14 protein-coding genes and 3 rRNA genes are annotated in these 23,586 nt (G+C 68.1%); 6 read left to right on the top strand and 11 right to left on the bottom strand.

Annotation, left to right across the window (positions count from 1 at the left end; all coding sequences use genetic code 11):
- Positions 1-132 precede the first annotated feature (132 nt).
- Together ACQP10_RS08865 and ACQP10_RS08860 are read left to right on the top strand one after the other, a co-directional pair.
- Positions 133-1,758 carry a PucR family transcriptional regulator gene (locus ACQP10_RS08865; RefSeq protein WP_346020830.1) on the top strand — a complete coding sequence of 542 codons (1,626 nt, stop codon included), beginning with the start codon at positions 133-135 and terminating at the stop codon, positions 1,756-1,758.
- A gap of 579 nt (positions 1,759-2,337) precedes the next feature.
- Positions 2,338-3,804: a phosphodiester glycosidase family protein gene (locus ACQP10_RS08860; protein WP_346020831.1), complete on the top strand. Its 1,467-nt coding sequence runs from the start codon at positions 2,338-2,340 to the stop codon at positions 3,802-3,804.
- A gap of 522 nt (positions 3,805-4,326) precedes the next feature.
- Here the strand turns inward: ACQP10_RS08860 and rrf are convergent.
- The 3 genes from rrf to ACQP10_RS08845 form a co-directional block, all read right to left on the bottom strand.
- Positions 4,327-4,443 (bottom strand): 5S ribosomal RNA (rrf, locus tag ACQP10_RS08855).
- A 108-nt stretch (positions 4,444-4,551) separates the two neighbouring features.
- Positions 4,552-7,677 (bottom strand): 23S ribosomal RNA (locus ACQP10_RS08850).
- A 408-nt stretch (positions 7,678-8,085) separates the two neighbouring features.
- A 16S ribosomal RNA gene (locus ACQP10_RS08845) occupies positions 8,086-9,603 on the bottom strand.
- Together the 16S, 23S and 5S rRNA genes form the textbook arrangement of a ribosomal RNA operon.
- A gap of 540 nt (positions 9,604-10,143) precedes the next feature.
- Between ACQP10_RS08845 and ACQP10_RS08840 the strand changes: the two genes are divergently transcribed.
- Positions 10,144-11,205, top strand: a complete 1,062-nt coding sequence (locus ACQP10_RS08840; protein WP_346020832.1) for an AI-2E family transporter — start codon at positions 10,144-10,146, stop codon at positions 11,203-11,205.
- Positions 11,206-11,298: 93 nt separating this feature from the next.
- On the opposite strand, the gene ACQP10_RS08835 is transcribed toward ACQP10_RS08840, so the two are convergent.
- The 5 genes from ACQP10_RS08835 to ACQP10_RS08815 all read right to left on the bottom strand — a co-directional run bounded on the left by ACQP10_RS08835 (position 11,299) and on the right by ACQP10_RS08815 (position 18,508).
- Positions 11,299-12,159 (bottom strand): PhzF family phenazine biosynthesis protein, encoded by an 861-nt coding sequence (locus ACQP10_RS08835; protein ID WP_389994261.1) that lies wholly within the window; start codon positions 12,157-12,159, stop codon positions 11,299-11,301.
- 36 nt (positions 12,160-12,195) lie between these two features.
- Positions 12,196-13,584 carry a hypothetical protein gene (locus tag ACQP10_RS08830; RefSeq protein WP_433541190.1) on the bottom strand — a complete coding sequence of 463 codons (1,389 nt, stop codon included), beginning with the start codon at positions 13,582-13,584 and terminating at the stop codon, positions 12,196-12,198.
- A 223-nt stretch (positions 13,585-13,807) separates the two neighbouring features.
- On the bottom strand, positions 13,808-15,478 hold the full coding sequence (locus ACQP10_RS08825) for a carbohydrate binding domain-containing protein (protein ID WP_433541189.1): 1,671 nt from the start codon (positions 15,476-15,478) through the stop codon (positions 13,808-13,810).
- Between the two features lie 210 nt (positions 15,479-15,688).
- Positions 15,689-17,251 carry a cellulose binding domain-containing protein gene (locus ACQP10_RS08820; RefSeq protein WP_433541188.1) on the bottom strand — a complete coding sequence of 521 codons (1,563 nt, stop codon included), beginning with the start codon at positions 17,249-17,251 and terminating at the stop codon, positions 15,689-15,691.
- Positions 17,252-17,836: 585 nt separating this feature from the next.
- A complete protein-coding gene (locus tag ACQP10_RS08815; RefSeq protein WP_399499817.1) occupies positions 17,837-18,508 on the bottom strand; it encodes a nitroreductase family protein in 672 nt (223 codons plus the stop codon).
- A gap of 127 nt (positions 18,509-18,635) precedes the next feature.
- Here ACQP10_RS08815 and ACQP10_RS08810 point away from each other — a divergent pair, with 127 nt between their 5' ends.
- Complete coding sequence (locus ACQP10_RS08810; protein ID WP_346020838.1) at positions 18,636-19,115, top strand: Lrp/AsnC family transcriptional regulator; 480 nt, start codon at positions 18,636-18,638, stop codon at positions 19,113-19,115.
- 209 nt (positions 19,116-19,324) lie between these two features.
- A complete protein-coding gene (gene leuE, locus ACQP10_RS08805) occupies positions 19,325-19,993 on the top strand; it encodes a leucine efflux protein LeuE (RefSeq protein ID WP_179819047.1) in 669 nt (222 codons plus the stop codon).
- Between the two features lie 12 nt (positions 19,994-20,005).
- On the opposite strand, the gene ACQP10_RS08800 is transcribed toward leuE, so the two are convergent.
- Positions 20,006-20,359, bottom strand: coding sequence for a luciferase family protein (locus tag ACQP10_RS08800; RefSeq protein WP_179819048.1), 354 nt, complete (start codon positions 20,357-20,359; stop codon positions 20,006-20,008).
- A gap of 277 nt (positions 20,360-20,636) precedes the next feature.
- On the opposite strand from ACQP10_RS08800, the gene ACQP10_RS08795 reads away from it, so the two are divergent.
- Positions 20,637-21,287: a VC0807 family protein gene (locus ACQP10_RS08795; protein ID WP_433541187.1), complete on the top strand. Its 651-nt coding sequence runs from the start codon at positions 20,637-20,639 to the stop codon at positions 21,285-21,287.
- Between the two features lie 20 nt (positions 21,288-21,307).
- On the opposite strand, the gene ACQP10_RS08790 is transcribed toward ACQP10_RS08795, so the two are convergent.
- Both ACQP10_RS08790 and ACQP10_RS08785 read right to left on the bottom strand, forming a co-directional pair.
- Complete coding sequence (locus ACQP10_RS08790; RefSeq protein ID WP_433541186.1) at positions 21,308-21,976, bottom strand: response regulator; 669 nt, start codon at positions 21,974-21,976, stop codon at positions 21,308-21,310.
- Positions 21,973-23,448 (bottom strand): sensor histidine kinase, encoded by a 1,476-nt coding sequence (locus ACQP10_RS08785; protein ID WP_433541886.1) that lies wholly within the window; start codon positions 23,446-23,448, stop codon positions 21,973-21,975. Before ACQP10_RS08785 ends, ACQP10_RS08790 begins: the two co-directional genes overlap by 4 nt.
- Between the last annotated feature and the right edge of the window lie 138 nt (positions 23,449-23,586).

The raw sequence follows: 23,586 nt of genomic DNA, 5'->3' as shown, positions 1-23,586 counted from the left end.
TGGTCTCGCCTGCCCGAAGACCCAGGTGAGACACGGTCGATGCCAGGAAAGCGGTTAACCTCACAATGTCGCGAAACATCCTGTAAAGCACCGGCAATCCGTATTTACACGCTGATCGGATACCCTCGGTGAGTGCTCCCTACGATCGCCGACGTGCTCGCCCTCGACACCGTCCGTCGGGGTAACCCCCGTGTCGTCGCGGGAGCCGACCGGCTGGACACCCGCGTGCGATGGGTGCACGTGGGGGAGGTCACCGACATCGCCCAGCTGCTGCGCGGCGGGGAACTGGTGCTCACCACCGGCATCGCGCTCCCCGACGACCCCGACCGGCTCGCCGACTACATCGCCGAGCTCGCCGCCGTCGGCGCCTCCGGGCTGATCGTGGAACTGGGCCGCAAGTTCGTCAGGGAACTGCCCAGGAGCGTGGTCAACGCCGCCGAGAAGCACGGCCTGCCGCTGATCACGCTCGGCCGCGAGACACCGTTCGTGCAGATCACCGAGTCGGTGCACGCCCGGATCATCGACATCCAGTTGGAGGAGCTGCGCGCCTCCGAGCAGCTCCACGAGGTGTTCACCGAGCTCTCGGTCGAGGGCGCCTCCCCCGCCGAGGTCCTCCGCCAGGTCGCGCGGCTGTCCGGGCGGCCCGTCCTCCTGGAGAACCTCGCCCACCAGGTCCTCGCCTGCGACACCGCCGGCCGCGACACCGGGACGCTGCTGGCGAACTGGGAGACGCGGTCCCGGGCGGTCGCCCCCGGCCAGCGCACCGCCTACGACGACGCCGCCGGCTGGCTGGTCACGATGGTCGGGGCGCGGGGCCAGGACTGGGGACGGCTGATCATGCTGTGCGACGCCGAGCCCAACCCCCGCGACATCGTGCTCGCCGAACGCGCCGCCACCACCCTCGCCCTGGGCCGCCTGCTGGAACGCCACCAGGAGTCGCTGGAGCGCCAGGCGCACGGCACGATCATCGCCGGGATCCTCTCCCACGCCTACGCCGACCCCGACGAGGCGGCGGCCCGCGCCCGGGCGGTCGGGGTGCCGCTGACCGGGCGCGAGCTGGTCAGCGTGGTCCTGCGACTGGCCGAGGCGTCGGAGAAACCCCTCGACGGCCAGGAGCAGCTCGCCAGGCTCGGCGATCTCGCGGAGGCCGCCGCGGCCGCCTGCCGCGAGGCCCGGCTGCCCGCCCTGGTCGGCGCCCTCGACCAGAACCGCGTCGGAGTCCTGCTTCCCCTGCCGCCCCGCACCCCGGTCGAGTCGGCGCTGGCCACGCTCGCCGATCGCCTGCGCACGATGTTCGCCACGCCGTTCGTCCTCGCCGCCGGCTCGGCCGTCGAATCCCTCCGCGACGTACGGCGAAGCTTCCTGGAGGCCGAGCAGGTCGCCGACGTCGCCTTCCGCCAGCCCGACGGCCGCCCCTTCTACCGCCTCCCCGACCTGCGGCTGCGCGGCCTGCTGCACCTGCTCAGGGACGACGCCCGGCTGCAGACCTTCGCCGAGCGCGAGCTCGGCCCCCTGCTGGCCCACGACGCCCAGCGCGGCGGCGACCTGACCGGAATCCTGCGGATCTACCTCGACTCCGGCCGCAACAAGGCCGTCGCCGCCCAGAGGGCCCATCTGTCCCGGCCCGCCTTCTACGACCGGCTCCACCGTCTGGAACGCATCCTCGACACCGACCTGGACGACGTCGAGTCCTGCCTCTCCCTCCACGTCGCCCTGCTGGCGCTGGAGTCCTTCCGGAGGGACAACCCCCGAGGCTGAAACGCCCATGACCGGAAGCGCGGGGCACGTCCGGGAGCGCGGGCATCGTGCTCTTCCGGTCGCCGCCCCGGAGGACGGCGCGAACCGTACGGGAGGGACCCGGACTCCGCGCGGCTCGCACCCGCCTATGACGGCCCGTCGGACCCGGCGTCGGCGTGAACGGTGTCGTCGGCGCAGACGTACAGATCCCAGCGCCGCGGCCGCGCCATGACCACGCCGAGGATGAAACCAAGGACCATGCTCGCGATGATCACAATGAGAATGTTCAGCCCCATGACGGCTGCCTCTCGCAACTTGTGCCGCCCGGTCTTGAGGGAATGCGGCTACTGCACCGTAACGCCGCGCCCCCGCCCTCGCAGCGAAACCGCGGGGACTAACCCCTATTGACCAGCACGGCCGGTTCCCCCGGCGGGGTCATACCGGATCCCCGGCCGTCCCACGCGACGGCGCGGTGGATATCCCAATGCTTTCTCGGACTTTCTCGTGGCTTTTTGTGCGTTTCACTCCCCCGACGGTGTGGATCTTCGGCACGATGGTGCACCGAAGACCGATCATCAACGGGGAGAGAGAAACACGCACATGTCGCGACGTATCATCGTCGGGCTTTCCGCCATCGCTCTGGCCGCCACGGCGGTTCCGGCTCACGCGGACCAGACGAACCTGACGCTCCCCACGTCGGCCTTCCCCCTGGGACAGGAACAGAGCCGCCCCCTGGTCAAGAACCAGCGAGAGGTGACCCGGGGCGTCCGGCTCTTCGACCTGGCGCACGGCAGGTCCACGCAGGGCTGGACCGTGTCGCTGCTGATGCCCAACGGGCACGACGACGGAACCCTGCAGGCCGCACAGCTCAAGGCCGACGAAGCCTCCGCCGCGGGGTTCACCCCCGCCGTGGTACGGATCGTCCAGCCGGCCGCAGCCGACGCCCCGGCGGTGGAACGGTACATGGTCCGCATCGGGCAGTGGACGCTCAAGCAGCGCGCCGAAGCCGACAAGATGGTCAAGGACCTCAAGGAGGCCGGCATCAAGGCCAAGGCCGACTACCTCGCCGACGACGGAGCCGAGACCACCGGACCATGGAAGATGCACGTGCTGATGGTCGACCCCAGGCTCTTCAGGGGGTCCTTCAAGACCAGCGTCGGCGTGAGCGTCGCCAAGCGTGAGACGACCAGCTCGATGGCCAAGCATCTCGGCGCCATCGCCGGGGTCAACGGCGGCTTCTTCAACATCCACACACCGAAGCAGCTCCAGGGGGACCCCGTGGGCGTCTCCGTGGTGGGCGGCAGACTGCTCAGCGAGGCCGTCGCCGGCCGGAGCGGGCTGGTGCTCAACGGGCGCAGGGCCCGGATCACCGAGCTGAAGTCGGTGACCACGGCCGCCTCCTCGGACGGCTCCAGAATCGAGATCAAGGGCATCAACCGGGCCGCCGGCCCCGACGATCTGGTCCTCTACACCCCGGAGTTCGGCGCCAAGACCGCGGCCGACGGCGGCGCCGAAGTCGTGATCGACGCCCAGGGCAGGGTCGTCACCCGCGAGGCCGGCGGCGCCGTCCCCCGCGAATCCTCCGTCCTCCACGGAACCGGGAGCATGGCGGAGTGGCTGCTGTCGCACGCCCTCGACGGCTCCACGATGAGGATCGACAACAAGGTCATCGACCTGCGGACCGGGAAGGGCGTCCCCCTCACCCCCGAGACCTACATCATGGGCGGAGGTGTCGGCCTCGTCAGGAACGGCCGGGTGCAGATCACCGCCAAGGCCGACGGGCAGGCATCGGTCAACATGATGCTCCGCCGCCATCCGCGCACGCTGCTGGGCATCGGCAGGTCCGGAGGGCTGATCGTGGCGACGGTCGACGGCCGCGATCCCGGCGTGAGCGTCGGCGCCTCGATGGTGGAGGCGGCCCAGCTGATGCGCTGGCTGGGCGCCAAGCAGGCCGTCAACCTCGACGGCGGCGGCTCGTCCGCGATGGTCGTCGGCCGCAAGATCGTCAACCGCCCGTCCGACGGCGCGGAACGCACCGTCGGCGACGCCCTCTTCATCACGCCGTGATTCGTACGGGGCCCGTCTTCTGAGGGCCTTCCAGGCTTGGTTCGTTCGGGGGCTGGGTCCCGGGGCTTGACCGCCCAGGAGCCGGCCCACGGCCCGATGAAGACCCCAGGCCCGGAGCCGGGCCCCCGGGCTCCGGTAGGGATTCACAGGCGAGGCTGAGGCCCCGCTCCCCGAGAAGGGGGCGGGGCCTTCCGCGCGTATGGGGGTCGGCTCCGGTCCTGAGGGCAGGCATGAAAAAAGCGGGGCCTCCGGCTTGCGCCGAAGACCCCGCCGGAAAACACGGAAGCCAGAAAACCCGGAAACCGGAAACCGGGAGCCGCGGAGGCTCAGAAGGCCCAGGAGGCCGGGAACCGCAGAGGCCGGGAGGCCGGAAACCACAGAGACCGGGAAACCGGGAACCGCGGAGGCCCGGGAGGCCCGGAACCGCAGAGAGCGGGAACCACTGAGGCCGGGAAAAGCCCGGGAAACGCGGAAAGGGCCGCTCCCCCGGTGAAACCGGGGGGCGGCCCTCTCCAAAAGATTGTCCGGCGGCGACCTACTCTCCCACACCGTCCCCGGTGCAGTACCATCGGCGCTGAAGAGCTTAACTTCCGGGTTCGGAATGTAACCGGGTGTTTCCCCTTCGCCATAACCGCCGTAACACTATGAAACACACAAACACGCGCACCCAACCCGAAAACCAGTTCCGGGGGTGCAGACGGTGCCTGCTGCCTCAGAATCACACAGTGGACGCGAGCAAAACGCTTTATGGTCAAGTCCTCGGCCTATTAGTACCGGTCAGCTCCACACATTACTGCGCTTCCACCTCCGGCCTATCAACCCAATCGTCTATTGGGAGCCTTACCCCCTCACGGGGTGGGAGACCTCATCTCAAGGCAAGCTTCCCGCTTAGATGCTTTCAGCGGTTATCCCTCCCGAACGTAGCCAACCAGCCGTGCTCCTGGCGGAACAACTGGCACACCAGAGGTTCGTCCGTCCCGGTCCTCTCGTACTAGGGACAGCCCCTTTCAAGTCTCCTGCGCGCGCAGCGGATAGGGACCGAACTGTCTCGCGACGTTCTAAACCCAGCTCGCGTACCGCTTTAATGGGCGAACAGCCCAACCCTTGGGACCTACTCCAGCCCCAGGATGCGACGAGCCGACATCGAGGTGCCAAACCATCCCGTCGATATGGACTCTTGGGGAAGATCAGCCTGTTATCCCCGGGGTACCTTTTAGCCGTTGAGCGACGGCGCTTCCACATGCCACCGCCGGATCACTAGTCCCAGCTTTCGCTCCTGCTCGACCCGCCGGTCTCACAGTCAAGCTCCCTTGTGCACTTACACTCGACACCTGATTGCCAACCAGGCTGAGGGAACCTTTGGGCGCCTCCGTTACCCTTTAGGAGGCAACCGCCCCAGTTAAACTACCCACCAGACACTGTCCCTGATCCGGATCACGGACCCAAGTTAGACGTCCAAAACGACCAGAGTGGTATTTCACCAATGACTCCACCGGAACTAGCGTCCCAGCTTCACCGTCTCCCACCTATCCTACACAAACCGTTCCAAACGCCAATGTCAAGCTGTAGTGAAGGTCCCGGGGTCTTTCCGTCCTGCTGCGCGTAACGAGCATCTTTACTCGTAGTGCAATTTCGCCGGGTCTGCGGTTGAGACAGCGGGGAAGTCGTTACGCCATTCGTGCAGGTCGGAACTTACCCGACAAGGAATTTCGCTACCTTAGGATGGTTATAGTTACCACCGCCGTTTACTGGCGCTTAAGTTCTCACCTTCGCACACCCGAAGGCATGCTAAGCGGTCCCCTTAACGTTCCAGCACCGGGCAGGCGTCAGTCCGTATACATCGTCTTACGACTTCGCACGGACCTGTGTTTTTAGTAAACAGTCGCTTCCCCCTGGCCTCTGCGGCCCCCACCAGCTCCGAGTGCAAGACTCATCACCAGCGAAGGCCCCCTTCTCCCGAAGTTACGGGGGCAATTTGCCGAGTTCCTTAACCGCAGTTCACCCGATCGCCTTGGTATTCTCTACCTGACCACCTGAGTCGGTTTCGGGTACGGGCCGCCATGACACTCACTAGAGGCTTTTCTCGGCAGCATAGGATCACCCACTTCGCCACAATCGGCTCGGCATCACGTCTCAGGATATACGGACCGCGGATTTACCTACGGTCCTCCCTACACGCTTACCCCAGGAACAACCATCGCCTGGGATGGGCTACCTTCCTGCGTCACCCCATCGCTTACCTACTACCAGATCAGGTCAGGCGTTCACCCTGACGCCCGCTCCGAAGAGCAGACCGGGTTAAGGACCCTTAGTATCACTGGGTTCAGTATGGGCGCATCACAGCGGGTACGGGAATATCAACCCGTTGTCCATCGACTACGCCTGTCGGCCTCGCCTTAGGTCCCGACTTACCCTGGGCGGATTAGCCTGGCCCAGGAACCCTTGGTCATCCGGCGCAGAAGTTTCTCACTTCTGATTCGCTACTCATGCCTGCATTCTCACTCGCACGGCCTCCACAACTGGATCACTCCGCTGCTTCGCCGGCCGCACGACGCTCCCCTACCCATCCACACCCCTCGACAAAAGCCAGGGTTGATGTGTGAATGCCACGACTTCGGCGGTGTACTTGAGCCCCGCTACATTGTCGGCGCAGAATCACTTGACCAGTGAGCTATTACGCACTCTTTCAAGGGTGGCTGCTTCTAAGCCAACCTCCTGGTTGTCACTGCGACTCCACATCCTTTCCCACTTAGCACACGCTTAGGGGCCTTAGTCGGTGGTCTGGGCTGTTTCCCTCTCGACTACGGAGCTTATCCCCCGCAGTCTCACTGCCACGCTCTCACTTACCGGCATTCGGAGTTTGGCTGACGTCAGTAACCTTGTCGGGCCCATCGGCCATCCAGTGCTCTACCTCCGGCAAGAAACACGCGACGCTGCACCTAAATGCATTTCGGGGAGAACCAGCTATCACGGAGTTTGATTGGCCTTTCACCCCTAAACACAGGTCATCCCCCAGGTTTTCAACCCTGGTGGGTTCGGTCCTCCACGCGGTCTTACCCGCGCTTCAACCTGCCCATGCCTAGATCACTCCGCTTCGGGTCTGCAGCATGCGACTCAAACGCCCTATTCAGACTCGCTTTCGCTACGGCTACCCCACACGGGTTAACCTCGCCACACACCACAACTCGCAGGCTCATTCTTCAAAAGGCACGCAGTCACATCACAGACACCCCGAAGAGTGTCTACGCTCCTACGGCTTGTAGGCACACGGTTTCAGGTACTATTTCACGACCCCTCACCGGGGCACTTTTCACCTTTCCCTCACGGTACTAGTGCACTATCGGTCATCAGGGAGTATTTAGGCTTACCAGGTGGTCCTGGCAGATTCACACAGGATTTCTCGGGCCCCGTGCTACTTGGGATCCCCTCCAGCAGTCGACAGGATTTCGCCTACCCGGCTCTCACGGTCTCCGGCGCCCCTTCCCAGAAGCTTCGGCTACCCCATCGATTTCTCACTGCTCGTGGCTCCGGCAGAAACCACAAGAAGGTCCCACAACCCCGAACACGCAACGCCCGCCGGCTTTAACACGCGCCCGGTTTAGCCTCTTCCGCTTTCGCTCACCACTACTCACGGAATCACTATTTGTTTTCTCTTCCTACGGGTACTGAGATGTTTCACTTCCCCGCGTTACCACCAACCGCCCTATACATTCAGGCGGAGGCAACACCACATGACTGGTGCTAGGTTTCCCCATTCGGACATCCCCGGATCAACGTCTGGTTGGCGACTCCCCGGGGCTTAACGCAGCCTCCCACGTCCTTCATCGGCTCCTGATGCCAAGGCATCCACCGTGTGCCCTAAAAAACTTGGCCACAAAGATGCTCGCGTCCACTATGCAAATCTCAAACAACACGCAGCGACCATCACGACCCCACCACCAGACACCCGAACCCAGCAGAGACAACCTCTACCAAGCTCAAGCCGGTATGACAGGCGGACGGTCCCGCAGAGGGAAAACCAAACCAGCGAGCCCGCCCGAACAGCGGGCCCGCCTGGTCCGTTTCCTCAGGACCCAACAGTGTGTTCACCCGGACCTCACCCCGACGACCCCGTTCCCACTCCCCCATACAGGGGCGGTACTAGCGGCCCGGCGACCCGGTCCGACTGACTAGCCAGTGCTCCACTAATGAGCGCGCCACGCGCAGGACACTCGCCTGCGACCGTGGCTGGATCAGATCGACTCGCTCGCTGAGCGGGCCGGCTGATCGGATGCTCCTTAGAAAGGAGGTGATCCAGCCGCACCTTCCGGTACGGCTACCTTGTTACGACTTCGTCCCAATCGCCAGCCCCACCTTCGACCGCTCCCCCCAAAGGGTTGGGCCACGGGCTTCGGGTGTTGCCGACTTTCGTGACGTGACGGGCGGTGTGTACAAGGCCCGGGAACGTATTCACCGCAGCGTTGCTGATCTGCGATTACTAGCGACTCCGACTTCATGGGGTCGAGTTGCAGACCCCAATCCGAACTGAGACCGGCTTTTAGGGATTCGCTCCACCTTGCGGTATCGCAACCCTCTGTACCGGCCATTGTAGCATGTTTGCAGCCCAAGACATAAGGGGCATGATGACTTGACGTCATCCCCACCTTCCTCCGAGTTGACCCCGGCAGTCCCCCATGAGTCCCCACCACCCCGAAGGGCGTGCTGGCAACATGGAGCAAGGGTTGCGCTCGTTGCGGGACTTAACCCAACATCTCACGACACGAGCTGACGACAGCCATGCACCACCTGTCACCCAGTCCGAAGAGGGCTCTGTCTCCAGAGCTTTCCGGGCGATGTCAAGCCTTGGTAAGGTTCTTCGCGTTGCGTCGAATTAAGCAACATGCTCCGCCGCTTGTGCGGGCCCCCGTCAATTCCTTTGAGTTTTAGCCTTGCGGCCGTACTCCCCAGGCGGGGCGCTTAATGCGTTAGCTACGGCGCGGAAACCGTGGAAGGCCCCCACACCTAGCGCCCAACGTTTACGGCGTGGACTACCAGGGTATCTAATCCTGTTCGCTCCCCACGCTTTCGCTCCTCAGCGTCAGGTAAGGCCCAGAGAACCGCCTTCGCCACCGGTGTTCCTCCTGATATCTGCGCATTTCACCGCTACACCAGGAATTCCGTTCTCCCCTGCCTACCTCTAGCCAGCCCGTATCGAATGCAGACCTGGAGTTAAGCCCCAAGCTTTCACATCCGACGCGACAAGCCACCTACGAGCTCTTTACGCCCAATAATTCCGGACAACGCTTGCGCCCTACGTATTACCGCGGCTGCTGGCACGTAGTTAGCCGGCGCTTCTTCTGCAGGTACACGTCAACTTCGTCCCTGCTGAAAGAGGTTTACAACCCGAAGGCCGTCATCCCCCACGCGGCGTCGCTGCGTCAGGCTTCCGCCCATTGCGCAATATTCCCCACTGCTGCCTCCCGTAGGAGTCTGGGCCGTGTCTCAGTCCCAGTGTGGCCGGTCGCCCTCTCAGGCCGGCTACCCGTCGTCGCCTTGGTAGGCCGTTACCCCACCAACAAGCTGATAGGCCGCGAGTCCATCCCCAACCGAAAAGACTTTCCACACGCATCCCATGCGGAAGCGTGTCGTATCCGGTATTAGACCCAGTTTCCCGGGCTTATCCCAGAGTCAGGGGCAGGTTACTCACGTGTTACTCACCCGTTCGCCGCTCGAGTACCCCGAAGGGCCTTTCCGCTCGACTTGCATGTGTTAAGCACGCCGCCAGCGTTCGTCCTGAGCCAGGATCAAACTCTCCAAACAATGTCTACAGAGTTTCTCCCGGCTGAAAGCATCCCCGTCCCGGCAAAGGAGACGAGGTGCATCAACCAAAGGAATCCGTCCTCCCACCGAAGCGGGTGGGACGGGGTTGTGCATCATGCACTGGCTTTTAACACACTGTTGAGTTCTCAAGAAACGGACGCGTTCACCGTCGGTCCGGATCGTCGATCCGCCTTCCGGGGCATTCGTTTCGCGTCTCAATCTTAGCAGTTCCGCCTGGTTTGTGTCAAACTGTCGCTTTCGCGTCAGCCGACCCGCACCCGTCGGATCCGCAGCGGATCTCGACCGCCCCGTCTCCAGGGCAACCCCTCTAACTTACTCCAGCATTCGGTCTTCGTCAAACCGAATCCCACCAGGACACAAAGATCCCAACAGGAGGAGGCTCATCAGGGGAGGTCCCGAGCTCCCGGTGATCTCCACCGGCGCTCTCGGGCTTGTGAACTCTATGTAGGGCCGCCCCTTCCGTCAAATCAACGCCCTCCCCCGAGGAAACCTTTCTCTTCTGCGGGTAGTGGTGGCGGTATGACGGACCAAAGGCTCCTCCCCAGAGCGCTCATCGTGCTGCTCTGCGCCGCAAGCGCCGTGATCACACTGGCCGGTGTACGGGAGGTCGGTTCGATCGTCGGACCGGTGCTCCTCGCCCTGGTTCTCGTCCTCGCGGTCTCTCCGGTCCGCGGCATGCTCCAGAGGCGCGGCGCGCCCGGATGGACGCTGGTGGCGGTCCCGCTGGCCCTGGTGCTGCTCCTGTTGCTCGGCATGGTCGCGATCCTGACGCTCTCGGTCGCGCAGCTGGCCACCCTCGCCACCACCTACAGCAGCCAGTTCGAACAGCTCGTGGTGGACGCCCAGCAACTGGCTGCGCGGCTCGGCATCGGCACCGACCAGGTGAACCAGGCGATCCGGTCGCTCGATCCTGGGAAGATCTTCCAGCTGCTCCAGGGATTCGCCGCCGGTCTTCTCAGCGTCTTCTCGGGCCTGGTCCTCATCGTCGTGCTCTTGCTGGCCATGTGTCTCGACGCCCCGGGTTTCTCCCGGCTGCTCCGGAAGGGAGCCGCGCGGCGCCCCCTGCTCATCAGCGCCCTCACCGGCTTCGCCCGCAAGACCCGCCGTTACCTCGTCGTCTCCACGGTGTTCGGGCTGATCTGCTCGGCGCTGGACGCGACCGCGCTCTGGCTGCTCGGCGTGCCTCTTCCGCTGCTGTGGGGCGTGCTGGCGCTGATCACGAACTACATTCCCAACATCGGGTTCGTCATCGGCCTGATACCGCCGGCGCTGCTCGGCCTCCTCGTGGGTGGACCCAAGACCCTGCTCCTGGTGGTCCTCTCCTACATCCTGATCAACTTCGTCGTGCAGTCGCTGATCCAGCCCAAGTTCCTCGGCGACGCCGTCGGCCTGTCCACGACCATGACGCTCCTGTCCCTGCTGGTGTGGGCGTTCGTACTCGGTCCGCTGGGCGCGCTGCTGGCCATCCCGCTCAGCCTGCTGGTCCGGGCACTGCTGATCGACAGCGACCCCGAAGGCGAGTGGGCGGCGGCCCTGGTCTCCGGGCACGACCCCGGCGAGGACCGGCCCGCGACGCCGTGAGGCCGCACGGGAAACGGCGTCGTAAGCACCACGAATGAGCGTACGACCGCCGTTCCCGCGGAACCGGAGCACGTCGTGGGGACGCGCCGGAGGTCAGGCCGGGGACGGCGCGGGCAGTTCCACGGCTCCCCCGCTCACCCGGCTGCGGCCGTCCGGGGAGGCGATCGACACCCTCAGGATGCTCGGTCGTCCCATGTCCACCCCCTGGAGGATGGTGAACTCGTCGGACCCGGTGCCCAGCACCCGGAGGTAGCCGCCGAACGCGGCCGCCGCGGCCCCCGTCGCGGCATCCTCCACGACCCCGCCCACCGGGAAGGGGTCACGCGCGTGGAACCGCAGGTCGCTCTCACGCCAGAAGAGGTGCACCGTCGTCCAGCCGTTGCGGGTCATGATCGACCGCAGCGCGTCGAAGTCGTAGTCGAGGTCCGCCAGGCGCTCACGGGTCGCGGCTGCGAGCATGAGATGGTCGTTCCCGCCGAAGGCGACGTGCGGCGGGAAGGCCGGGTCGAGGTCGTCGCGGGACCAGCGGAGCGCGGTGAGGGTCGCGTCGAGCACCTCCTCCTCCACGGGCCGGGAGCGGGTGGGGACGCTGGTGAGCGTGGCGCGGAGTACACCGTCCTCGATCCCGGTGTCCACGGCGATCTCACCGGCCGGGGTGTGGAAGACCAGCGGACCGGCGCCGAGCCGTTGGGCCATCACCACCGCGGTGGCGATCGTGACGTGCCCGCAGAAGGCGACCTCCGCGGAGGGGGCGAAGTAGCGGAGCTGAAAGGTGCGGCTCTCGGCGTCGCCGCCGGTCACGAAGGCCGTCTCGGAGTAGCCGACCTCGGCGGCGATGGCGAGCATCTCGGCGTCGGAGAGGTCACCGGCGTCCAGGACGATTCCGGCGGGGTTGCCCCCTTCGGGGTCGTGCGTGAAGGCGGTGTAGCGCAGAATCTCCAGATCTTCTCTCATGCCCACCGGAGCCTATCCTCCGCCCTTCCGGAGAACTCAGATGGCCGCCGGGGCGGTCTTCTGCGGTGCCGTACGCGGTGCGGGGACCTGCGCCTCGGAGACGCGGCGGCTCCAGGGCATCGCCGCGATGAGGACCGGCAGGAGCACGATGGAGCACTGCGCCCAGACCGAGTGCAGCGCGCCCCACTCCAGGCCGCGGTACTGAGTCATGTAGAGGTAGCCGTACGCCGCCCAGAAGGAGACGCCGAGGATCGCGGGCCACGCGAAGCGGGTGGGACGGGCGACCAGGAACGGCATGAACCACAGCAGGTACTGCGCGCCGAGCCGGGGGGTGGCGACCATGAAGGCGAGCAGCAGGGCCGTGGTGACGTCCACCGGGTCGGCGCGGCGCCACAGGATGGCGACCACCACGAGCGTGAAGTAGATCAGCCACGTGCCGAACGTGGCGATCCCCTGGTGGAGCGTCCAGTCGCCGCCGACCAGGAGGGCGCTGTAGCTCCACTCTCCGACGATGGGGCGGATGCTCTTCATCACCTTGAGGACCTCGGGGATCTGGCTCAGGGAGGTCCCGGCGAAGATCGGCAGGGTCACGATGAAGAACACCGGCGCGATGCCGGTGGCCACGAAGGCGACGACGCGGGCGCGGACGGTCGGCAGGAACAGGAGCATGCCGGGGATCAGCCAGATGGGCCAGCTCTTGGCGCACAGGGCGAGGCCCATCAGCAGGCCGGCGAACAGGGCGCGGCGCAGGCCGGCCCGGTCGCCGGGGCCGGGACGCAGCGCCAGGCGCACCGTCTCCGGCGCCGCCGCCAGTGCCTGCCGTACGGCGCCGCGGAACCCGAGGGCGGAAATGCTCTGCCGGGTCATGGCGATGGGGTCGTTGACGAGGCCGGGGCGCTCGGCCGGGCCCGGGCCGCGGGCCACCACGAACGCGGCGACGCCGAAGGCCAGCGCGACCGGCTCGACCTGGCCGTGGACGCACGCGACGAGGAGGGCCAGGGGGTTGCAGGCGTACTGGAAGGCGCGCAGCGAGGCGTCGCGTCCCCCGGCGAGTTTGCCGACCAGGGGGATCAGCGCGATGTCGGCCACCACGGTGACGAGCCGACCGGCGATCTCCCACGGGATGCCCAGCCAGAGCAGCAGGCCGTACACGTACGGGATGGTCGGCAGGAAGTGCCAGCCGCCGTTGCTGCCGAGGACGGGGTCCTGGTGGTTCAGGACCGCCACGCCCGCGGGCTTGAAGCTGTTCACGAAGTCGACCGGCTGCCATCGGCTGTCCGCCGCGGCGGCCATGATCAGCAGACGGAACACGATTCCGACCGCGATCGCCATGGTCAGCGACGGACGCCAGTGCCGCCACTGGGCGACCAGCGCGAGCACGACACCTGCGGCGAGGACGAACCCCGTTTGGATTGCGTAGTCCATGACGTCTACCAGAGTGCCGGAAGTCAGGGGGAAGGGACCACTCGGGCCGCGAAACGAGTTCATTCTTCCAGGTTTCTTCGCGGAGAGAGGTCGAATCGTCACTTTCGGTCACCAAAGGTGAGTGTCACGGGCATGACCTCGCCGCCGGGAGTCCGTCTCTCCCGGCGGCGAGGGGCTTTCGCGGGTCATGCCCGACCCTGGACGGGATCCGGGCCCCCGGCCGTCAGCCGGTGAACCCCTTGAAGATGCCGGTGAACTCCCAGGGCGACTGGGCGACCCCGCTGCAGGTGGGCGACACCTGGCCGTTGGGGCAGCCACCGTTGTCGCGTCCGGCGGACCAGAAGCCGATGAAGCCGACGTGGTTGGTGTTGGCCCAGGAGAGCAGCTTGCGGGCGTTCGCCTGGGTGGTGGTCATGCCGGTGTCGTTCTTGCCGATCATCGGGGTCAGGCCGAGCATCTTTTTGAGCTGGGCGTCGGTCTTCGCCGGCCAGACCGTCTTCATCTGCGCGAGCGTCGCCTCGGCGGCTTTGATCATCGCGTCGCCCCAGTCGCCGGTGTAGCCGAAGTTCATCAGCATCGGGTTGACGATCACGTTGAGCCCCTTGGCCGCCGCGTCCTGCAGGATCGACAGCGAGAACGGGTCCACGCCGTAGTCCTGGCCCTGGACCCGGAGGGTGTAGCTCACCACGGTGCCGCGTTCGGCCTGGAGCTGCTTGAGCGCGGTGTTGACCTTGGCCGCGTCGATCGACGCCTCGACGTCGACGTCGAGGTGGTTCGTGCCGACCGCGTCGAGGACCTTCTTGTACGCGGTGAGCAGCGCGGCGGAGCTGGCGCAGGTGTGCTCCAGGTACGGGCCCTGGGCGCCCCCGGTGGCCACGATCACCTGCCCGCCCTGGGCCTGGAGCGCCCGGACGTCACCGATGATCCGCGGGTCGTTGATCGGGATGGTGCCGCCCCAGGCCGGGTTGCAGCCGGTGCTGTCGCCGAGGGCGAAGGCGAGGGTGTAGTTCTTCACCCCGGTCGCGGTGGCGGCGCCCGCCAGCGAGGGCGTGGGCATGGTGATGTCGATGTAGGGGGCGTAGCGGATCTCTCCGCCGGGCTGCGGGTTGGTGTCACCGGTGGTCGTCCCGCTCGCCTGCGGGCCGTAGGCCGAGCAGTTGCCCGAGGGGTCGCAGGCCCGGACCCGGAAGGAGTAGGCGGTGCTGGGCGACAGGCCGGTGGCCGTGTGGGAGGTGGCGGAGCCCACGGCGACCGGCGCGCCGCCGTCGCGGGAGACCTCGTAGCGGGCCACGGTGCCGGAGTCGTCGGTGGAGGCGGACCAGGAGAGGGCCAGCGAGGTGGCGGTGGCGCCGCCCACGGTGAGGTTCGCCGGGACGGTGGGCGGGACGGTGTCGCCCGGGAGGCCCTCGCCGGGCGGTCCGTCGAGGACGAGGTCGTCGGCCTGGTAGGCGCCCTGGCCGTACCAGGAGTTGACGTACACGGTCACCGAGGTGGTGGACGGGCCGGTGGTGAACGACGTGGTCAGCCGCGTGTAGGCCGACGGTGAGGAGGTCCACGTGCTGGGGTCGGTGGTGCCGGTGCCGGTCGCGCCCAGGAAGACATAGCCGCCGCGCACCCAGGCCGACAGCGAGTACGACGAGGACGGCTTGACGGCGACCTTCTGCCCGCAGCGGGCGGTGTCGGCTCCCTGGGCGGTGGCCTGCAGCGCCCTGGCGCCGCCGTGCACCGGGGAGGACACCGTCGTCGCGGCCGAGGAGGCCGAGCAGGTCCACCCGGTCAGGCCGTCCTCGAACCCGGAGTTGGTCATGATGTCGGCGGCGTGCGCGGGCGGCGCGGCGAGCGTCGCCGCGCCCAGGGCCAGTACGGCGGCCGCCGCGAGTTTCCTGAGGTTCATCTCTTGCCCCGCAAGGGTCGTGAAGGGATGAGCTGGGGTGGTCTTCCGGGGTGCGGCCCCGCGCCCTGTGGGGCGGGGCCGCACCGGGGAGAGGGGCCGACGCGCCGGGGAAGGGGGCCGGGGTGGCGGGCCGGCCCCCGGCGGGCGGCCGTACGGTTCTCCTGTGAGCGGGCCGTACGGCCTCCCCGCGGGCGGGCCCGGCGGGTGGGGTCAGAAGCCCGCGGTGATCCGGGTGAACTCCCAGTCGGCCTGGGCGATCCCGCTGCAGTTCTCCTGGACGCCGCCGCCGGGGCAGGGGCGGTCGCGGTTGACCGACCAGAACGCGAGGCGGGTCAGGCCCTTGGAGTTCGCCCAGTCGCGGATCTGGGTCCACTGCGCCGGGGAGGTCTGCTCCTGCTGGTCGGACAGGCCGTTCATGCCGGAGATGCCCATGTGGGCGTAGGCCTGGGCGTCGGTCCAGCCGTTGGCGGACTTCAGCGCGTTCTTCAGGCCCTCGGCGGCGTTGATCGTGCTCTGGTACATGTTGGCGCCGCCGCCGAAGTCGAACGGCATGATCGTGTAGTTGTCGATCGGCACGCCCAGCGCCTTGGCCTGGTTGATCAGGCGGATGCCGGGGGCGGTCGGGCCGGTGGTGGCGGTGCCGAAGGTCACGACCACCTTGACGCCGGGGTTGGCCGCCTTGACGATCTTCAGACCGTTGAGGATGCGGTCCTGGACGGTGTAGTTCTCGAACTCGTCGGTGTTCTCGATGTCGAAGTCGACCACCGCGGGACCGACGGCGTCGATGACCTTCTGCACGGCTCCGGCGAACGCCTGGGGGGTGGAGCAGTTGGGGCCGAGCTTGTTGCCCTGCCAGCCGCCGAAGGAGACCTGGACGCTACCGCCGGCGGCCTTGATCTGGTTGATGGCGGCCTGGTCGGCGCCACCGGTCAGCGGGCGCTGGCCGTCCCAGGCGGGGTTGCAGCCGTTCTGGGCGAGGATGAAGGCCATGGTGAAGGACTTGATGCCGGTGGCGCCCATGACCGTGGCCGGGCTGGGCGGGTTGCCCCAGCCCGTGTAGAGGTAGGGGGCGCCGGGCATCTTGCCGCCGGGGTCCGGGTTGGTGCAGCCCGTGGTGGTGGCGCTGGCGGTGCTGCCGGCCGACTCGCCGGTGCCGCTGTACGCCTTGACGGTGTAGCTGTGCGACTCACAGGTTCCGAGGCCGGAGATGGTGGCGGTGGTGCCGGTGACGGTGGTCTTGAGCGCCGAGCCCTCGTAGACGCGGTAGCCGGTGACCGTGCCGCTGGAGGCGCCCCAGGACAGGGTGATCGAGGTGTTGGTCGAGGTCGTGGTCACCGTTCCGGGCGTGCCCGGGGCGCCGGGGTTGCCGGTGCCTCCGCCGCAGGGGTTGCCGTTGAGCGTGCAGTTGGACGGGGTGGCGCCACCGGGGCTGCCGTTGAAGCCGAAGCTCGCGGACGCGCCGGGGGCCAGGGTGCCGTTCCAGCCGACGTTGGTGAAGGTGAAGCGCTGCCCGCTGCGGGTCATGGCGGCGTCCCAGAAGGAGCCGACGGAGGCGCCGGAGGGCAGGTCGAAGGCCACCGACCAGCCGTTGATGGGGGTGGTGCCGCCGTTGGTGATCGTGTACTTGCCCTCGAAGCCGGTGCCCCAGTCGGAGACCTTGGTGAAGGCGGCCGTGGGGGACGCCGCCGCCCCGGCGGGCGCCGCGACCGCGGCCGTGCCGAGCGCGGTCAGGAGTGCGGCCAGGGCCGCGGCTGCTGTTCGACGAAGTCTCATTCGCTGTTCCTTCTGTCGGGGGGTGTCACGTCCCGCCGGCGGCGGGACCACGGGGGCGGGGCGGTTGGCTTTCCGGCGCGGTCAGGGTTTCCGCGCGGTCGGGTTTTCCGGCGTGGTCAGGCTTTGCGCGTGGTCAGGCTTTCCGGCGCGGCCAGGCTTTGCGCGCGGTCAGGCTTTGCGCGTGGTCAGGCTTTCCGGCGCGGTCGGGTTTTCAGGCGCGGTCAAGACGGACGGGTTCACCGTCGCGCCGCGCGGGTGGCCGCCCGGGGCGGTCATCGGTACGGTGCCGCGCCGGGTGGCGCGGGGGCGCGGACGCCGCCGCCGGAGTCGGCGGCGTCCGCGCTGGTCAGAAGGCGTCCTGGGTTGGTGAACGGGTCATCGGCATCCCCATTCGACTCATCTTTTAGGAAAGTTTCCTAAGAGTTGTCGTGATCGTAGCCTTGACAACCGTCCTTCACAAGACCCAAAACAAGGCCGAAACGAGACGGGGTGACGCGCCCGGCGCGTCACCCCGTCAACTCCCTCTCAGCTCTCCTCGGACCCCTTCAGACCCCTCCAGGCCCATTCAGGCTCCTTCAGGCTCCTTCAGGCCATGACGTCCGGCAGCGGCTTGCGGGCCAGGTCGGGGACCTCCGCGTCGTGGGCGGCGTAGCCCACCGGGAAGAGGATGTAGGGCCGCTCGTTGGCCGGCCGCCCGCAGATGTCGCTCAGGAACGCCATCGGGTTGGGGGTGTGGGTGAGGGTGGACAGCCCCATCGCGTGCAGGGCCGCGATGAAGAAGCCGCAGGCGATGCCGACGCTCTCGTTGACGTAGTAGTGCTTGACCCGCGTGCCGTCGGGGCGCACGCCGTACTTCTCCGCGAAGCAGACCACCAGCCAGGGCACGGTCTCCAGGTAGTCCTTCTCCGGGCCGGTCTCCAGGGGTGCCAGGGCGGCGCGCCACTCAGGCGTCAGCCGCCCCTCCTCGTAGTTCTTGCGCTCCTCGACCTCGGCCGCCTCCCTGATCCGCCTCCTGGTCTCGGGGTCGCCGATCAGGATGAACTTCCACGGCTGCTGGTGGGCCCCGGAGGGGGCGGTGTTGGCGGCCCGGATCGCCAGCTCGACGCACTCGCGGGGCACCGGCTCGTCGCTGAAGAACCGCACGCTCCGCCGCCGGTCCATGTGCTCGTAGAACTCCCGCCCCCGGGCCACCATCTCGTCCTCAAGGTAGCGGGTGGGCCGGTAAGGGATGAACGGGTAGCTGTGCTCGCGCGGCACGATGCCTCCTTTTTCGCCATATGTGCGCGCGTAGTCTGAATGGCGGTGAAAAATAGGGCAACACCCCGTCCGGAACACTGCCAGATCGTCAGTTTCCGTCGTCGCGGGGTACGCGGAGGTGAGCAGATTGGCAGCCAGAAGGGCCGGCCGGAACGGCCTGGACGAACTCGACCGCAGGGTGCTCCGCCTGGTCAGGGAACGGCCGCGCAGCGGACTGCTGGAGATCTCCCGCATCCTGGGGGTCGCCCGGGGAACGGTCCAGGCCCGGCTGGACCGGATGGTCGCCGACGGGGTGATCGTCGACTTCGGGCCCAACCTCTCCCCGCGCGCCCTCGGCTACCCGGTGCAGGCGTTCACCACGCTGGAGGTCGAGCAGGTCTCCCGGCCCGACATCTCCGCCGCGCTGGAGGTGATCCCCGAGGTCATGGAGGCGCACATCGTCACCGGCCCCGGCGACGTCTGGTGCCGGATCGCCGGCCGCGACCACGAGCACATCCAGCGGGTCATCGACCGGATGCTGGCCATCCCCGGCATACGGCGCAGCAGCACGGTGATCACCCTCTCCACCGTGGTGGCCCACCGGGTCCAGCCCCTGGCCGGCGACTGAACCCGCCCACGCCGCGATCCCGTCCGTCTCCGTGCCCGTCAGTCCTTGAGGAGGTCGCGGATGACGGGCGCCGGGAAGCGACTGAAATCCGCGCATGAAATGTCACGCAGAGTGCGCACGTCTTCGCTTGGGTGATCGGGAGAGGTGATTAGGGATTGTTCGATGGGAGTACTTTGGGTTCGTCTGTTTTCGCCCCCTGGAGCGCTCCCATGTTCTTCGGCATCACCGACATCTGGACCTACGTCATCGGTGCCTTCTTCATCGTCCTGCTGCCCGGCCCCAACTCCCTCTACGTGCTCAGCACCGCCGCGCAGCACGGGGTGCGCCAGGGCTACCGGGGGGCCATGGGGGTGTTCCTCGGTGACACCGTCCTGATGGTCCTCGCGGCGGCCGGGGCCGCCTCGGCGCTGCGGGCCGAGCCGATGCTGTTCAACGTCGTCAAGTACGCCGGGGGCGCCTACCTGGCGTGGATCGGCGTGCAGATGCTGCGCGGGGCGTGGCGCTCGTGGCGGAACCACGGGAACGCCGAGGCTCCCGGGGCCGCGCCGGCGGAGGAGCGGGCGGGGCGTCCGGCCAGGGACCCGTTCCGCAAGGCGCTGACGATCAGCCTGATGAACCCGAAGGCGATCCTGTTCTTCATCTCCTTCTTCATCCAGTTCGTGGACCCCTCCTACGGCAGCCCGGCGCTGTCGTTCCTGATCCTGGGGGCGATCTGCCAGCTCTTCAGCGTGCTGTACCTGTCGACGCTGATCTTCGCCGGGAGCTTCCTGGCCTCCCAGTTCCGGTCGCGCCGCAGGCTGTCGGCCGGGCTCACCTCGGGTGTGGGCGCGCTGTTCATCGGCTTCGGGGCGCGGCTGGCCACGGCCACCCTGGGCTGACGCCGTACGGCGTCAGGCCGGGTCGGCGTCGCCCTGGTTGGCCTTGATCGCCACGCTGACCAGTGAGAGGAAGAGCTCGGCGTCGGCCCTGCCGTCGATGGCCATGGACACCCAGCCGTCCCCGCTGCCCGGGACGACGCGCCGGCAGTCGGTGAGGACCCTGGCCCAGCGGTCGATGACGCCGGTGGTGAGCAGCAGTTCCGCGGTGTGGTCCCCGCGCATCCTGACGATCTCCCGGCCTCCGGACCTGAAGCCGATGCCCCTGCGGGTGCGTTTCAGCGCAAGGGCGGGCCAGTGGGAGAGCTGGGTCGCGACGTGCGCGACACCTTCTGTCGGCCGGCTGGACGTGCGCGCGTGCACTGCCATACGCGAATCGTCGCGAACCGTACGGGTTCGGGAAAGTCACGTTTCCGAACCGTTACCGCTTGGACACACTCCGAGCATCGGCCGATCCGCCGCGACCCATGCGGCATCGGTCGGTTAAAGCGAAGGCATGCTCCGGGGTCGGGTACGGTAAACCGCCCCCCGATACCGGGTGATTCCCGGTACCCCGGAACGACGAGCCCATCATGTCTGTTCACCGGCTGTCCGGGTAGGCGTCAAGCCTCACCGCCGGTCATTCCACCTTCCCGTGGAGCGCGCCATGAGCCACACGTCCGTCACCCTGCCCCGCCTCACCGTCCTCGCCCGCCAGGCCGCGCCGAAGCTGCTGGAGGGAGTGGTCGCCCCGCTGGCCGTCTTCTACGCCGCGCTGGCCGTCCTCGGCGAGCGCGGAGCGCTCATCGCCGCGTTGAGCTGGGTCTATATCGGGGTGGGATGGCGGTTGCTGCGGCGCGTCCCGGTGCCCGCCACGATGATCCTCGCCACCGTGGCGATCACCGTGCGGACGCTGCTGGGGCTGTGGACGGGCAGCATGGTGTTCTACTTCCTCCAGCCCGAGCTGGGCACGATCTGCATCAGCGTGGTCTTCCTGGCCTCGGTGCGGCTGAACCGCCCGATGGCGCAGAAGCTGACGCTCGACTACATCCACCTGCCCTCCGCGGTGCTCAGGCACGAGAGGGTCCGCCGGTTCTTCGCCCGGATCACCCTGCTGTGGGGGTTCGTGCTGCTGGCGAACTCGACGGTGAGCATCTGGCTCCTGCTGCACCAGTCGATCGGCGCCTACCTCCTGGTGCGCACCTCGGTCGTGGCCCTGATCAGCGGCGCGGCGATCGCCTTCTCCGTCTGGGCCTTCCGCCGCGTCCTGCACCGCCTCCACTCCGCCTCCACCCCCGCGCTCCCCGCCACGCCCTGACGGCCGCTCGGCCCCGGTCCTCAGCCGCTCGGCTCGGCCCCGGCCGTCAGGCCGGCCTCGTGGGCGATGATCGCCGCCTGGACCCGGTTCTCGGCCCCCAGCCGGTTGAGGATCGAGCTCACGTGGGCCTTGACGGTCCCCTCCACCAGGTGGAGGCGGCGGGCGATCCGCGCGTTGGACAGCCCCGCCGCGAGCAGGGCGAGCACGTCGCGCTCGCGGGGGGTGAGCGCCGCGACCCGCTCGCGGGCGGACGCCTCGCGGGTCATCCTGCCGTCCGCGAGCGCGGACACGACCCGCTTCGCCACGCGCGGCGACAGGCAGGCGGCGCCCTCGGCGACGGCGTGGATGCCGGCCAGCAGCTCGCGCGGGTCCCCCGACTTCAGGAGGAACCCGTCCGCGCCCTCCCCGAGCGCCCGGGCGATGTAGTCGTCCTCGCCGAAGGTGGTGAGCATCACCACGGCCGTGCCGGGGGCGACCCGGCGCAACTCGGCGACGGCCGCCAGCCCGTCCATCCGGGGCATCCGGATGTCGAGGAGGACGACGTCGGGGCGGTGGGCGAGGGCGAGCCGGATCGCCTCCCCGCCGTCGGCGGCCTCGGCGACCACCTCTATCTCCGGGTCGACGGCCAGTACGGCGCGCACCCCGGCCCGGATCATGGTCTCGTCGTCGGCCAGCAGCACCTTGATCATCGCGTTCCGTCCGCCACGTCCATGTTCACGTCCACGTCCATTTCCTCTCCGGTCCCTCCGGTCTCTGCGGTCTCTGCGGTCTCTGCGGTCTCTGCGGTCTCTGCGAGGGAGCGGAGACGCTCCTCCCGGGTGACTTCCGCGCCGGACCGTTCAGCGCGGGGCCACTCCACATCGGGCCGTTCAGTGCCGGACCACCCCGCATCGGGCCGCTCCGCGCCGGACCACTCCGCATCGAGTGGTTCAGTGCCGGACCGCTCCGCATCAGGGCGCTCCGCGCCGGACCACTCCGCGCGGGGAAGGCGGGCCGTGACCCGGAAGCCGCCGTTCCGCGGGCCCGCCTCGAACATCCCGCCCGCCAGCCGTACCCGCTCGCGCAGCCCGGCCAGGCCCATCCCGCCGGACGGACCGGACGGGCCGCCACGCGCGCGGCCCATCGTCGCCCGGGACGCCGGATTGGTCACCTCGACCGTGACCCCGGCGGGCCCGCCGAGCACCTCCACGGTCACGGACGCGCCGGGGGCGTGTTTGGCGGCGTTGGTCAGGGACTCCTGGACGACCCTGCGGGCGGTGGGGTCGCGCAGCGATCCGCCGCCGCGCAGCTCCACCCGCAGCCCCGAGGCGGCGGCCCGTTCGACCACGTCGGAGACGCTCTCCTCCGGCGGGGTCAGCGGCGCCGGGTCGTCCTCGCGGAGCACGCCGATGATCCGGTGGAGGCGTTCGGTGGTGTCGGCCGCGGCCTCACGGAGCTCCCCGGCGGCCCGGCGGTGCCGTACGGGCAGGTCGGGCGCCATCTCCAGGGCCGCGGCGCGCAGCGCGATGAGCGCGAGGTCGTGGCCGATGGAGTCGTGCATGTCCTGGGTGATGCGGTTGCGCTCGCGCAGCCTGGCCTGGCCGGCGGCCAGCCGCCGCTCGCGCAGGCGCTGCTCGGCCCGCTGCCGGAACAGCAGACCGACGCTCCAGGGCAGCAGGCCGGACAGCAGGACGCCCGACAGGGCGGGCAGCCAGAAGGCGGTGACGGCCGGGGCGGGCCGCGGGCCGCCGAAGAGGGAGAGAGCGAGGACCGCGGCGGCGCCCGTGCCCAGGAGGACGGCGAACGCCCTGAGCGCGGGCCGGGGGTCCGGCGCGCGGCGGCCGGCCCGGTGGCTCAGCACGATGGCGGCGAGGGTGAGGCCGTTCAGCGGCAGCACCTTGAACGAAGGCAGGTCCAGGCCCCAGAACTGGAAGCTGGCCGCCCCCTCGCTGACGTTCCATGTCCCCGCGACCAGGACGGCCAGCATGGGGAGCACCGGCGCGCGGCGGCTCGCGAGCACGGCGGCGCAGATCACGGTCACCTCGGCGGCCATGGTCCACAGCCGCGCCCAGGCGGTGGCCGGTTCCCACCAGGCCGGGAGGGTGGGGGCCAGGACCGCCGGCAGGCAGAGCAGCAGGATCGTCACAAGCTCCCGCCGGTCCGGCCGGCCCATCCTTTTCATCACCTTCGTGACGTTACAAGGCGCGGACGCCGGGCGACTCCTCCCCGGGAGCGGGCACGACCCCCGCCGAAAGTAGGGGGTGGCACGGGCTGAACGTCCGATGTGCCGACCGCGGCCCGGCACCTAGCGTCGGTGGCG

It is taken from the genome of Streptosporangium sandarakinum, assembly GCF_050942225.1.
Lineage (GTDB): Bacteria > Actinomycetota > Actinomycetes > Streptosporangiales > Streptosporangiaceae > Streptosporangium > Streptosporangium nondiastaticum.
The sequence above is the reverse complement of the archived record's forward strand: the minus strand, read 5'-3'. Positions and strand labels throughout refer to the sequence as shown.